11 protein-coding genes and 1 pseudogene are annotated in these 12,236 nt (G+C 65.7%); 4 read left to right on the plus strand and 8 right to left on the minus strand.

The features are described 5' to 3' along the window. Window positions 1–184 precede the first annotated feature (184 nt). Window positions 185–934 carry an FCD domain-containing protein gene (locus EN869_RS17060; protein WP_127229363.1) on the minus strand — a complete coding sequence of 250 codons (750 nt, stop codon included), beginning with the start codon at window positions 932–934 and terminating at the stop codon, window positions 185–187. Window positions 935–1,128: 194 nt separating this feature from the next. Here EN869_RS17060 and EN869_RS17065 point away from each other — a divergent pair, with 194 nt between their 5' ends. Both EN869_RS17065 and EN869_RS17070 read left to right on the plus strand, forming a co-directional pair. After that, window positions 1,129–2,061, plus strand: a complete 933-nt coding sequence (locus EN869_RS17065; RefSeq protein WP_348630812.1) for an NAD(P)-dependent oxidoreductase — start codon at window positions 1,129–1,131, stop codon at window positions 2,059–2,061. 71 nt (window positions 2,062–2,132) lie between these two features. Continuing rightward, on the plus strand, window positions 2,133–2,315 hold the full coding sequence (locus EN869_RS17070) for a hypothetical protein (RefSeq protein ID WP_127229365.1): 183 nt from the start codon (window positions 2,133–2,135) through the stop codon (window positions 2,313–2,315). A 100-nt stretch (window positions 2,316–2,415) separates the two neighbouring features. Here EN869_RS17070 and EN869_RS17075 read toward each other — a convergent pair whose 3' ends face one another. Together EN869_RS17075 and EN869_RS17080 are read right to left on the minus strand one after the other, a co-directional pair. Next, window positions 2,416–3,201, minus strand: coding sequence for a FadR/GntR family transcriptional regulator (locus EN869_RS17075; protein WP_127229366.1), 786 nt, complete (start codon window positions 3,199–3,201; stop codon window positions 2,416–2,418). A gap of 3 nt (window positions 3,202–3,204) precedes the next feature. Continuing rightward, on the minus strand, window positions 3,205–4,647 hold the full coding sequence (locus tag EN869_RS17080) for an FAD-binding oxidoreductase (RefSeq protein WP_127229367.1): 1,443 nt from the start codon (window positions 4,645–4,647) through the stop codon (window positions 3,205–3,207). A 162-nt stretch (window positions 4,648–4,809) separates the two neighbouring features. Here EN869_RS17080 and gloA point away from each other — a divergent pair, with 162 nt between their 5' ends. Next, the gene (gene gloA / locus EN869_RS17085; protein WP_041004220.1) at window positions 4,810–5,223 is read left to right on the plus strand and encodes a lactoylglutathione lyase; all 414 of its coding nucleotides are present in this window, start codon (window positions 4,810–4,812) and stop codon (window positions 5,221–5,223) included. Between the two features lie 83 nt (window positions 5,224–5,306). On the opposite strand, the gene EN869_RS17090 is transcribed toward gloA, so the two are convergent. From EN869_RS17090 to EN869_RS17105, 4 genes are all read right to left on the minus strand, one after another. Beyond that, window positions 5,307–6,275 carry an ABC transporter permease gene (locus EN869_RS17090; protein WP_127229368.1) on the minus strand — a complete coding sequence of 323 codons (969 nt, stop codon included), beginning with the start codon at window positions 6,273–6,275 and terminating at the stop codon, window positions 5,307–5,309. Between the two features lie 153 nt (window positions 6,276–6,428). Further along, window positions 6,429–7,931: a sugar ABC transporter ATP-binding protein gene (locus EN869_RS17095; protein WP_127229375.1), complete on the minus strand. Its 1,503-nt coding sequence runs from the start codon at window positions 7,929–7,931 to the stop codon at window positions 6,429–6,431. Between the two features lie 5 nt (window positions 7,932–7,936). Continuing rightward, entirely contained in the window at window positions 7,937–8,920 is a 984-nt protein-coding gene (locus tag EN869_RS17100) for an ABC transporter permease (protein WP_127229376.1), read from the minus strand. Between the two features lie 164 nt (window positions 8,921–9,084). Further along, window positions 9,085–10,167 carry a sugar ABC transporter substrate-binding protein gene (locus tag EN869_RS17105; RefSeq protein WP_127229369.1) on the minus strand — a complete coding sequence of 361 codons (1,083 nt, stop codon included), beginning with the start codon at window positions 10,165–10,167 and terminating at the stop codon, window positions 9,085–9,087. Window positions 10,168–10,377: 210 nt separating this feature from the next. Here EN869_RS17105 and EN869_RS17110 point away from each other — a divergent pair, with 210 nt between their 5' ends. Further along, complete coding sequence (locus tag EN869_RS17110) at window positions 10,378–11,973, plus strand: GMC family oxidoreductase N-terminal domain-containing protein (protein WP_127229370.1); 1,596 nt, start codon at window positions 10,378–10,380, stop codon at window positions 11,971–11,973. A 73-nt stretch (window positions 11,974–12,046) separates the two neighbouring features. On the opposite strand, the pseudogene EN869_RS17115 reads toward EN869_RS17110, so the two are convergent. Continuing rightward, window positions 12,047–12,236: pseudogene (locus EN869_RS17115) on the minus strand (FMN reductase); the annotation flags it as partial.

Raw genomic sequence — 12,236 nt, forward strand, 5'->3', positions numbered from 1 at the left:
CTGTAAGCATGCAAAAGTCACGACAGGATAGCGCGCGTTTTGGACCTATTCGAAGACTGGAGGACAATGGATGCTTCTGGCATTTCGCTCATGGCGCCAATCGAAGCCGGCCTGGCTTGGGACGTCGGGCCGTAGCAGCCGCCTGTCCTGCAGGCCATGCGCGGCTCGGGCGCCCTCGCCCGATCTACTTCAGATGTCCGGCGCCGTCGCGGAGCTGCTCGAAGCGCTTGTAGGAACGGGAAAGATGCAGCCGCATGGCGCGCTGCGCCGCCTTGGCGTCGCGCGCAGCGATGGCGTCGTGGATCGCCCGGTGCTCGCGCCGCGTCCGCTCGAAATGCCGTTCACGCGCGTCAGGCTCCAGCCGGTCGAATTGCGTCCATTGGCGCGGGATCATGGCAGCGCCGAACGTGTCGAACAGCCGGCTGAAATAGGCGTTGTGCGAGGCCAGCGAAATCGCCCGATGGAAAGCCGCATCCTCGGTCGCGGCAAGACCTGTTGCGGCGATCGCCCGGTCGATGGCGTCGAGCTGCTTGGCCATGAGCGCAAGATCCTTGGCGGTGCGGCGCGTGGCGGCCAGCGCCGCCGCTTCCGCTTCGACGCCCATGCGCAGCTCGAGCACGGCCAGGATCTCGTCGATCGATTCGACATCCGTCGGTACGATCGAAAAGGTCTTGGGCGGCGGCTCCTGCGCGACGAAAGCGCCGAGGCCCTGCCGTGTCGTGATCAGCCCCCGCGCGCGCAGCGAGGCCAGCGCCTCGCGAACCACGGTCCGGCTCACGCCGGTGGCGTTGACGATTTCCTGCTCGGTGGGAAGCCGCTGTCCCGGCGCCAGATCGCCGGCTTCGATCTGCGCGGCAAACTTGTCCACCAGTTCACCCCTGAGATTGGGGGACTGGCGAATGGCGCCGAACATTGCTCCCTCACGATTCGCCATCGGAAAACCGGCCCTTTAAATCGATTCTTGCGCCAAGGATCGCACCGCTTGGTTGCAACGGCAATCTCTCGTTTCCAACGCATGTCGCCCAGAAGTGTGCGCGGTTCTGGGAGAACGACATGCGTCAAACAAAGATGCATGTCGCCCAGAAGTGAGCAGCGGTTCCGGGATAACGGCAGGCGTCAAGACAGAAACTGCAACAGCATTGGAAGACCAGTATGAAGCAGCAAATCGGCTTTATCGGCCTGGGCGCCATGGGTTCGGGCATGGCGGCCAATCTCCTGGCCAAGGGGTGGCCGCTGACGGTCTGGGCGCACCGCAACCAGGAGGCGGCACGGAAGCTCGTCCGCGCCGGCGCCCGCCAGGTGGCGACGCCGCGCGCGCTCGCCGAAGGCTGCGACATTGTTCTCCTCTGCGTCACCGGCTCGGCGCAGGTGGAGGCGGTGGTGAAGGGTCCCGATGGCCTGGCCGCCGCCGGCAAACCGCTGCTGATCGTCGACTGCTCGACCTCCAACCCGTCCTCGACGATCGCGCTCGCCGCCGAGCTTGCCGCCCAGGGCGTGACGCTGATCGACGCGCCGCTGGCGCGCACGCCGAAGGAAGCCGCCGAAGGCAAGCTCGACGTCATGGTCGGTGGTCCGCCGGAAGCGGTCGCCCGCGCGCATCCGGTGCTCGAAGCCTTCGCAGCGCGCATCGTCCACACCGGCCCGACCGGCAGCGGCCACACCATGAAGCTGCTCAACAATTTCATCTCGATGGGTTATTCCGCGATCTATTCCGAGGCGCTGACGCTGGGCGCCAAGGCCGGCCTGACGCCGCAGGTCTTCAACAGCGTGATTTCCGGCAGCCGCATGGATTGCGGCTTCTACCAGGCCTTTTTCGACTTCGTGGTCAACCGCAACGAAAACGCGCAGCGCTTCGCCATCGCCAACGCGCTGAAGGACATGACCTACCTCGCCTCCTTCGCCCAGGCCGCCGGCATCGCCAACCCGGTCGGTGCCGTGGTGCGCAACGGTTTTGCCACGGCGGTGGCTACGGGGCACGGGGAAAAATTTGTCCCGGCGCTGTCGGATATTGTGGCGGGGCTGAACGGGGTGTCGCTGGTGGAGTCGGTTGCCTCCGAGTAAAGGGCCGGACCAATAGCACTGGAGCCTCTACATAGCGCCTATCGGCTTTGAAACGTTCGGCGGAAAATCCTATGCTTGTTCAAAAGCATGGGACCGCCATGACGGTTACCTGTTACATCATTATCGACAAAGAAGCCGGCCCGATGCCGGCGCACACTTTTCTAGATGTGCCCAGGGTCGGCGAGTTTGTTTCCTTTTCACGAGACGGCAAGCGAGATGAAAAGGCGTTCTTCCTGCCGATCTGTTCCGGGTGACGCATGTAATCCATCATGCTGCGAACGACCTCAGCCCGGCGATGGTCACCCTCGAAGTCGTGACTGAACAACCCGCCAACCACGCAGGCTGAGCTGCCGCCTACCCTGCCGCCTGCCCGCGCACAGCCTTCCTTAACCTCGAATGTCGCGCCGGCGACGCTGGCTTCGCCGAGGCCTCGCCGCCTGGCAGTCCGACACGCGAGGCAGCACCGGCGAGATGCCGCGTCATCGCCGCGCTCGCGCCTTTTGCGTCGCCGGCCTTGATCGCCGCCAGGATGCGTTCGTGCTCGCCCAGCGTCGTGCGCGCCATGTCGTCGGACTTCTGCTGGTTGCCGGCGGCCAGGATGCTTTCGCGCACCCGTTCCGAGACGAAGACGAGAAACTGTCCCATATACGGGTTCTGGGTCGCCTCGGCGACGGCGCGGTGGAAGCCGAGGTCGTTCTTCAGCCAGGCGACGCTGCCATAGGGTGCCGTTCGCATGCCATCGAGCGCCTGCTCCATCGCCGCGATATCGGCATCGGAACGGCGGCTGGCGGCGAGCGCGGCAATCTGCACCTCCAGCACGCCGCGCAGCTCGAACAGGTTGCGGAAGGAATCCGCCCGCTGCAAGGTCTCGTAGTCGATCGTCAGCACCGTGGCATTGGCCGCGTCGGCGACGAAGGCGCCCCTGCCCTGCTGCGACCAGATGCGGCCCTCGGAGCGCAGCCTGGCGATCGCCTCGCGCACCACGTTCCGGCTGACCCCGAACGTGGTCGCCAGCGCCTGTTCGGTCGGCAGCTGATCGCCGGGCTTCAGCCGCCCCTGGGCGATCTCGCGCGAGATCGAACTCGCAACGAGCGTGGAGAGGTGCGGACCGCGATTGACCTTGTCGAGCTTCAGCGTCATCGCTCACCTATAGTCGAGCGCGGATGCGGACGCCAGAATGCGGCCGTTGCTCAATATATGGCAGGGGTCGAAGGCATCCTTGATGCCCGCCGCGAGATCGAGCGTCACCGGATCGATGCGATCGAGGAAGGCCCGCTGCTTGACCCGACCGATGCCGTGCTCGGCGCTGATCGAGCCGCCATAGCGGTCGACGACGGCGAAAATCTCCGCTTCCGCCTGCTCGAAAAGATGCTCGATCGCCTCGGCTTTCATGCCTTGCGGCGGCACGACGTTGAGGTGGATGTTGCCGTCGCCGACATGGCCATAGGTGACCGGCAGCGCGTCGGGGCGCGCCCGTCCCAGTTCGAAGAGCGCATCGGTGACGAAGTCGGCGAGCTTCGAGATCGGCACGGAGACATCGGTGCGCAGATAGCGCCCGCCGCGGCCCTGCCGCTCGACCATGATCTCGCGGTAGAGCCACAGCCGCTCGGCCTGCGCTCGGGTCGACGCCACAACGCCGTCCTCGACGAGATTCTCGACGCCGGCGAGAAAACTCAAAAGCATATCCTTGAGATTGATCAGCCCGCCGCCGGAAACCTCGATCAGCACATAGGCTGGATAAGGCTTGCCGAGCGGCTCAGGAAAGTCCTTGCCCTCGCGCATGGTGATCTCGATGCCCCCGCGCAGGATCAGCTCGAAGGCGGTAAGCAGGTCGCTGCAATCGCGCCGCGCCCGCGCGTAGAGGGCCATCGCGTCCTCGACCGAGCGTAAGCCCACCAGCGCCGTTTCGATCTGCGTCGGCCTGGGAAAGAGTTTCAGCGCCGCGGCGGTGACGATGCCCAGCGTGCCTTCCGAGCCGATGAAGACCTGCTTCAAATCATAGCCGCGATTGTCCTTGCGCAACACCTTCAGCCCGTTCCAGATGCGGCCGTCTGCCAGCACCACTTCGAGGCCGAGCACCAGGTCGCGCGTCATGCCGTAGCGCAGCACGTTGAAGCCGCCGGCATTGGTGGCGACATTGCCGCCGATGCGGCAGCTGCCTTGCGCCCCGAAGGTGATCGGCAGGATGCAGTCGCTCTCCTCCGCCGCGCGCTTGGCATCCTCGAGGATGCACCCGGCCTCGACCACAACGGCGAAATCGATCGGGCTGATCGAGCGGATCCGGTTCATGCGCTCCAGCGAGACGACCACCTCGTCGCCGTCAGCCGCCACCGCCGCGCCGACCAGGCCGGTCAGGCCGCCCTGCGGCACGACGGGAATGCGCTCGGCATGGCAGTACCGCATCAGCGCCGACATCTCTTCCACCGAGCTGGGCCGCGCCACCGCCAGCGGGCGGCCGAAATGATCACCCGACCAGTCGCGGCTGTAGCGCGCAAGGTCTTGCGGCTCGGTCAGCAGCCCGCCATCCGACAGCACGCCGGCAAGGGCGGCGATCAGCGATGCGGAATTGGGCGGCACGGCATTCATGGACTGACTCTGACCCTTCCGGGAAAACGACTGGACAACCACCAATCTTGTCGTGTTATCATACAACCCTGATTGAGAACATCAAGCGGCACCATCGTTCCCACCGGTCGTTTGATGTGGACGGTCAGACCGGCAAATCACTGAATTCGGAGGACTTTCCCAATGAGCGACGCTCCAGGCTTTCGCTACATGCACACCATGATCAGGGTGCTCGACCTCGACAAGTCGATCGCCTTCTACACCGAGGTGCTCGGCATGACCTTGCTGCGCCGCGACGACTATCCCGGCGGCAAGTTCACCAACGCCTTTGTCGGCTACGGGCCGGAGGACAAGGAAGCCGTCGTCGAGCTGACGCTGAACTGGGGCCGCGAGGAGCCCTATGAGATTGGCACCGGCTTCGGCCATCTGGCGCTCGGCGTCAACGACATCTACGCGGTCTGCGCCGAACTCGAAAAGCGCGGCGCCAAGATCCCGCGCAAGCCGGGACCGATGCAGCACGGCACCACCCACATCGCCTTCGTTGAGGACCCCGACGGCTACAAGATCGAGCTGATCGGCCTCGACACGATGCAATGACTGCAGCCCGGACCGCATCGGCTCGCCGCCGATGCGGTCCCTCTCCGTCCGCGCTTGCTTGGGAGGCGGTGCGGATCGGTTCGTCACTTGATGACCGCGATTTTGCTGCGGTCGATGGTGATGGCGACGGCGGCGATCAGCACCGCGCCGAACACCATGTTCTCCAGAAAAATGTTGACGCCGACGAAGGTCATGCCGATGCGCACGATCGAGATGATCAGCGCGCCGACCGCCGTGCGCGCCACCCCGCCCAGCCCCCCTGTAATGGCCGTGCCGCCGACGATGACGGCGGCGATGGCCGGCAACAGCAACTGGTTGGCCAAGACCGGCGAGCCGCTCGACAGCCTCGCCGCCAGCACCACGCCGGCAATCGCCGCCAGCATGCCCGACGCCGCGAAGGCGATGATCTTGGTGCGGTCGACATTGATGCCCGCCGCCCAGGCGGCCGGTTCGCCGGCGCCGACCGCGATCGCCTGGCGGCCGAAGCGCGTGTAGCGCAGCGCGAGGAAGCTGACGATGCCGATCAGCGCCGAGATCAGCACCACCACCGGCAGGCCGAAAATCGTGGCGTTGATCCAGGCGGTCTTCTCGCGCCCGGCTTCCTCGATGGTTATGGCCCGGCCGTTGGAGACCCAGAGCGCCAGGCCGGTGACCACGCCGCCGGTGGCCAATGTCGCGACGAAGGACGGCACGCGCAGCTTGACATGCACGATGCCGCTCAGCAGCCCGAAGGCGAGGCCGGACAGGATCGCCACCGGAAAGGCGGCGAAGCCGAGCGACGGGAGCAACTGCGCCATCATGACGCTCGCCAGCGACGCCACCGCCTGGATCGACAGGTCGATGCCGCCGAGCAGGATGGCGAAGGTCACACCCGTCGCCAGGATGAACAGCACCGCGGTGTTGGCGAAGAGCAGCGCCAGCGTCTCGCCGGTCAGGAAGCCGGGCGCGGCGATCTCGATGACCAAGAGCAGGGCGACGAGCAGCACCAGCGGGATGGCGCCTTGAGTCCACTTGCCCTCGAAGACCTGCCTGATGGAGAACGTTTCATTCATCGCAGGTCTCCAAAGACCGTTTCGAAACTCGCTCTGGCGAGACATATGATGGTGGTTTCGAGAACCGGAGCGGAGCGGACATCGGTCCGTGAGCACCGGAAGCGCAGAAAGCGCCTTCAGATGGCCGCCAGAGTAGAGTTTCGAAACGGTCTGTCACACCATTGCTCGCAGTAGGTCTACTTGCTTAGGCTTGTTGCCGGGGCTCGCATCGAAGCGCGCGGTGATCTCGCCGTCGCGCATTACCAGCACCTGGTGCGACAGGCCGATCGTCTCTTCAAGCGTGTCGGAGATCAGAAGGATCGCCACACCTTGCGCCGAGAGGTCGCGCACCAGCTCATAGACCTCTTCCTTGGCGCCGACATCGAGGCCGCGCGTCGGATGGTCGAGCACCAGGATGCGCGAGCCCGCCGTCATCCAGCGCGCCAGCACCACCTTCTGCTGGTTGCCGCCGCTGAGCTTGCGACAGGCGGCGTCCGGTCCCGGCGCCTTGATGCTGAGCCGCTTGATCCAGTCGGCGGCAAGCCGGCGCTCCTTGCCGTAGTCGATGGCGCCGTTACGCATGACGTTCGTGAGGTCCGCGAGCGAGATGTTCTCCGCAATCGACAGGAACATCACCAGCCCTTCGAGCCTGCGCTCACGCGGCACATAGCCGATGCCCTTGCGCACCGCCGGTTCCGGCGAGCCGAAACGCACCGTCTCGCCGGCGATCTTCATCTGGCCGGCATCGTGCGGCAGGAAGCCGCCGATGGTGCGCGTCACCTCCTCGCGGCCGGAGCCGACGACGCCGGCGATGCCGACGATCTCGCCGGCCCGGATCGAAAAATCGACGCCGCGATAAAAACCGTTCGCGCCCAGTCCCTTGACCTCGACCATGAGCTTGTCGCCCGGCGGCTGCTGGCGCGCCTCGCGGTAATACTCCGCCTGCAGGCCGCGCCCGACCATGATCTCGTGCAGCTCCGGCGCGGTGACGTCCGCGGTGTGGTGCTCGGCCACGACCGCGCCGTCCTTCATCGTGTAGACGCGGTCGGAAATCGCCAGCACCTCGTCGAGGCGATGCGACACGAAGACGAAGCTGGCGCGGGATTTAAGCGAGCGCACCCGCGTGAACAGCACCTCGATATCGGCGGCGTTGAGCACCGAGGTCGGCTCGTCGAGCAGGATGAGCAATGGACGCTCGACCATCTCCTCCAAGGTCAGCGCCTTGGCGAGCTCAACCATCTGGCGCGCGGCGAAGGTGAGCTCGGAGGTGCGCGCCGTGACGTCGATGTCGACGCCGATCTTGGCAAGCTGCCGGCGTGCCGCCGCGTTCATGGCGCGCCAGTTGACGAGGCCGAAACGCGTGAAGCGGTCCTCTTCGCCGAGGTAGATGTTCTCGGCGACCGTGAGGTTGAGCACCAGCGACTGCTCCTGGAACACCATGCCGATGCCGTGCCTGGCCGCGTCGCGGGCGTTGCGCAGCTTGAGCGGCTCGCCGTCCAGCGTGAGTGAGCCGCCATCCAGCCGGTAGCCGCCGGCGAGCACGCGCATCAGCGTCGACTTGCCGGCGCCGTTCTCGCCGATCAGCCCGACCACCTCGTTCGGCCGCACCTCGATGGAGACGTCGCGCAACGCGTGGACGCCGGGGAAATTCTTGATGATGTTCGACGCCTGCAGCATGGCGCTCACTTCACGATCTTCAGGCGGACGCGGTCGAGCGACAGCGCCACCGCGGCGATGATCATCAGGCCCTGCACCGTCTGCTGGATGTAGGGCGAGATGCCGAGCAGGATCATGCCGTTGGCGAGAACCGTGACGATCAGCACGCCGATCAGCGTGTTGACCACGCCGCCTTCGCCGCCGGTCAGCGCCGTGCCGCCAACGACCACGGCGGTAACCGCGGCAAACAGCCTGCCGTCGCCGATGACGGCATGCGACTGGCCAAGCTGGGCGGCTGCGAGCACACCGGCAATGCCGAAGAAAAAGCCGGCCAGCGCGAACGCCGCGATGCGCACGCGCGTAACATTGACGCCGGAGAGCTTGGTCACGTCCTCGTCCCCGCCGATCGCCAGTATGTGGCGGCCGAGCCTGGTGTGATACTGGATGATGGCGGCGAGCGCGAAAGCGCCGACCGCGACCCAGACCGCCAGCGGCAGCCCAAGGAAACGGTAGAGGGCGAGGTCGCGGATCGAGGCGTCGTTGAGGCGGATGGCCGAGCCGCCCAGCATATAGACCGACAGGCCAAGGCCGATGAACCACATGCCGAGCGTCGCCATGAAGGAAGGGATGCGCAGCATCGTCTGGACCAGGCCGCTAATCAGGCCCATGACCGTGCCGGCGACAACCGCCGCCAGCACCGCCCACCAGCCATAGTCGTTGCCGTTACTGTCATTGGCGGCCAGCAGCACCACCACCATCGCCGCCACCGACAGGGTACCCTCGACCGAAAGATCGATGCTGCCCATCAGGATGATGAAGGTCAGCCCCATGGCGAGCGTCAGCGGCACGGCGGCGGAGTTGGCGAGCCGCACCAGGTTGCGTAGCTCGATGAAATTGGGATTGGCGATGGTGATCAGCACGCACAGCACGACCAGCACCGCCAGTGGCGCCAGCCCGCGCCAGCGCCTGCCGCCAAACATGACGGCGATGCGGCCGGGAATGAATGTCATAAGCGTCGTCCGCTCGATGTCCGAAACGGACTTCAGGGGTTCTGTATCGATTGTCAAGAAACCGCTTCCGTCTGCTGGATGACAGGCGTCATGGCCGCAGGCGCAGGACACCGGCAAAAAGGGAGCGGGCCGCCGCCAGGGAGAAGCCGGCCCGCCCCAACGGGTCAGGCGCGGATCGCTCCGGTCACCCGGCCCCACAGATCGTTCCAGTCCATCTCGGGCTTCGACTCGACATTCGTCTTGTAATATTCCTCGACATTGTCGTGCGAGATCAGCACCGCCTTGCCGTAGAATTCGCGGTGCTCCGGCGGCTCCTTGGCCGGGTCGAACTTGCCGATCTTGGCGTTGTAGCCGATGGCGAGCCCCATTCCGCCCTGCCAGAACGGATCCGAGGTGACGGTGCAGGCGAACTCGCCGGTGCGCACCGCGTCGACCGCCGTCTTGATGCCGTCGACGCCGACGATCGGCACCTTGCCGGCGAGGTTCTCGGCGCGCAGCGCTTCGAGCGCGCCGGAGCCCATGTCGTCATTGGCGGCCCAGATGCCCTTGATGTCGTCGCCGAAACGGGTGAGCAGATTGCCCATCAGATCGAACGCTTCGGTCGATTTCCAGTTGGCGACCTGGAAGTCGAGCAGCTTGATGTCGGGATTGGCGGCAAGGGCTGCATCGAGGCCCTTCTTGCGCTCGATCGCCGCCGTCGTCGAGATCAGGCCGCCGAGCGCGACGATGCCGCCCTTGCCGCCGATCGTCTTGAACAGGATCTCGGCGATGGTCTTGCCGCTGGAGATGCCGTCGAACTCGATATGCGAGACATAGTTCGGGTTGAAATCCTTAGGGTGCAGGTCCGCGGGCTTGTTCCACTGCGTCACCACATAGGCGCCCGCCTTGGCGCAGGCTTCGACGATCGGGCGCGCGTCGGGCGTGTCGTTGGGGTCGGAATTCAGCACCATGTTGCCGTTGGTCTTGGCCAGCATCGCCTTGATGTCGGCGATGCCCTTCTCTGAATTGCCCTCCGAGACCAGCGTGACGTGTTCCAGCCCGGCCCATTTGGCATAGGCCTCGGCGCCGGTTTTCCACACCGCGTGATAGGGATTGGACAGCGAGCGGATCGACGTCACCAGCGTCGGCTTGTCGGCGGCACGCAGCACTTTCGGCATGGCCAGCGTCGCCGCCCCGGCGGCGGCGCTTACCATCAGCGTCCGGCGGCTGATCGTGCCGGAAAGCGTGAGACTGTTCCTGTCCTTCATTTTGAACCTCCCAATTGAAATTTTTTCCCGCCCGGCGCTTGCGCGGGCAGCGCGGCCGAGGCCTCCAGCTGACGGTCGTCAAGCTCCTCCGCTTGTACGACAACCCTTCAACACGGCAACCATACCCTTTCTCTTGACGTGGCACAAGCGACTTGAGATCGTCGCGCGTAAAAGAGCAGGGCCGGATTTTGCCTCGGCAAGGGAGCGAGAATGGCTGATTATATCATCATCGGCGGCGGCTCGGCCGGTTGCGTGCTCGCCGCCAGGCTGAGTGAGGATCCAGGCCTGTCAGTCGTCCTGCTCGAGGCCGGGCCGCCCGACACCGACCGCTACATCCATATGCCGGTCGGCTTCTTCAAGATGACATCAGGCCCGCTGATCTGGGGTTATGACGCAGCCCCCGGCAGAGAGATCGACGGCCGCGTCATGGTCTATCCGCAGGCGCGGGTGCTCGGCGGCGGCTCCTCGATCAATGCCCAGGTGTTCACGCGCGGCTGCCCGCAGGACTATGACGGCTGGGCGGCTGATTTCGGCTGCGCCGGGTGGAGCTATGCCGATGTGCTGCCCTATTTCGTCCGCTCCGAGGGCAACGACACTTTCGCGGGGCGTGAGCACGGCATCGACGGACCGCTCGGCGTTTCCAGCGGCGCACCGCATCCGCTGACGCGCATCTTCGTCAAGGCGGCGCAGCAGGCCGGCCTGCCTTTCCGCGCCGACTTCAATGCCGGCGAGCAGGAAGGCGCCGGCTTCTACCAGACGACTACGCGCAACGGGAAACGCTCGAGCACGGCGGTCGCCTATCTGAAGCCTGCCATGGCGCGTCGAAACCTGAGCTTGCGCACCGACGCCACGGTCAGTCGCGTCGTCGTCGAGAATGGCCGCGCCATCGGCGTCGAGATCATCGCCAACGGCCGCACCGAGTTGCTGCGCGCCGAGCGCGAGGTGATCGTCACCGCCGGCGCCATCGGCTCGCCGAAACTCCTGATGCTGTCCGGCATCGGCCCGGCCAGCCATCTTGGCCAACACGGCATCAAGGTTGTGCATGACCTCGCCGGCGTTGGCCAGAACCTGCACGACCACATGGATGTCGACGTCGTCGCCGAGCTCAACGGTCCGCATGGCATCGACCGCTACAAGAAGAAGCGCTGGCAGGCGGTCGCCGGTCTCGAATACGCGCTGTTCGGCAAGGGGCCGGTGGCCTCCAACATCGTCGAGGCCGGCGGCTTCTGGTGGGGCGACCGTACCGAGAAGACGCCGGACATCCAGTTCCATTTCCTGCCCGGCGCGGGCGTCGAGGAAGGCATCGGCTCAGTCCCCGGCGGCAATGGCTGCACGCTGAACTCCTACCATGTGCGGCCGCGTTCGCGCGGCAGTGTGGCGCTGCGCTCGGCGGATCTGCGCGATGCGCCGATCATCGACCCCAATCCTTTCGCCGAGCGCTACGACCTCGAGCGCGCCATCGACGGCATCGAGATCAGCCGCGAGATCCTGTCGCAGCCGGCCTTCGCAAAATACATCAGCCGCGAGCATCTGCCGGGCGCGGCGACGCGGGGCCGCGCGGCGCTCGAAGCCTTCGCCCGCGAGCATGGCCGCAGCGCCTACCATCCGGTCGGAACCTGCCGAATGGGCGGCGATGCCGGCAGCGTCGTCGATCCCGAGCTCCGCCTGCGCGGGCTGGAGGGCCTGCGCGTCTGCGACAGCTCGGTCATGCCGCGCATCGTGTCGTCCAACACCAACGCGGCGGTGATCATGATTGCCGAGAAGGCAGCGGACCTGATCGCGGGGCGGAAGACGCCAACGGCGTAAGCCTCTTGTCGGGATGGCGTTATGAGTCCGATCTTCCTGGGCGTACCATCGAAGTTGCCGCCGGAGGCCTCTGCTATTCCGCCGCGACCTGTCGGCTGGCGGTGCGCCGCAGAAGTGCGTAACCCGCCTCCTCGACCGCCTGCGCGGCGCGTTTGCGGATCGCCTCGGACACCAGCACGCCGTCGGCGAAATCCTTGTCCGTCGCATAGACGGCCGTCGGCAAGGCAAGGGCCTCGAAGAAGCCGAACAGCGGCCGCAACTGA

The organism is Mesorhizobium sp. M2D.F.Ca.ET.226.01.1.1, from assembly GCF_004022705.2.
Classification (GTDB): Bacteria; Pseudomonadota; Alphaproteobacteria; order Rhizobiales; family Rhizobiaceae; genus Mesorhizobium.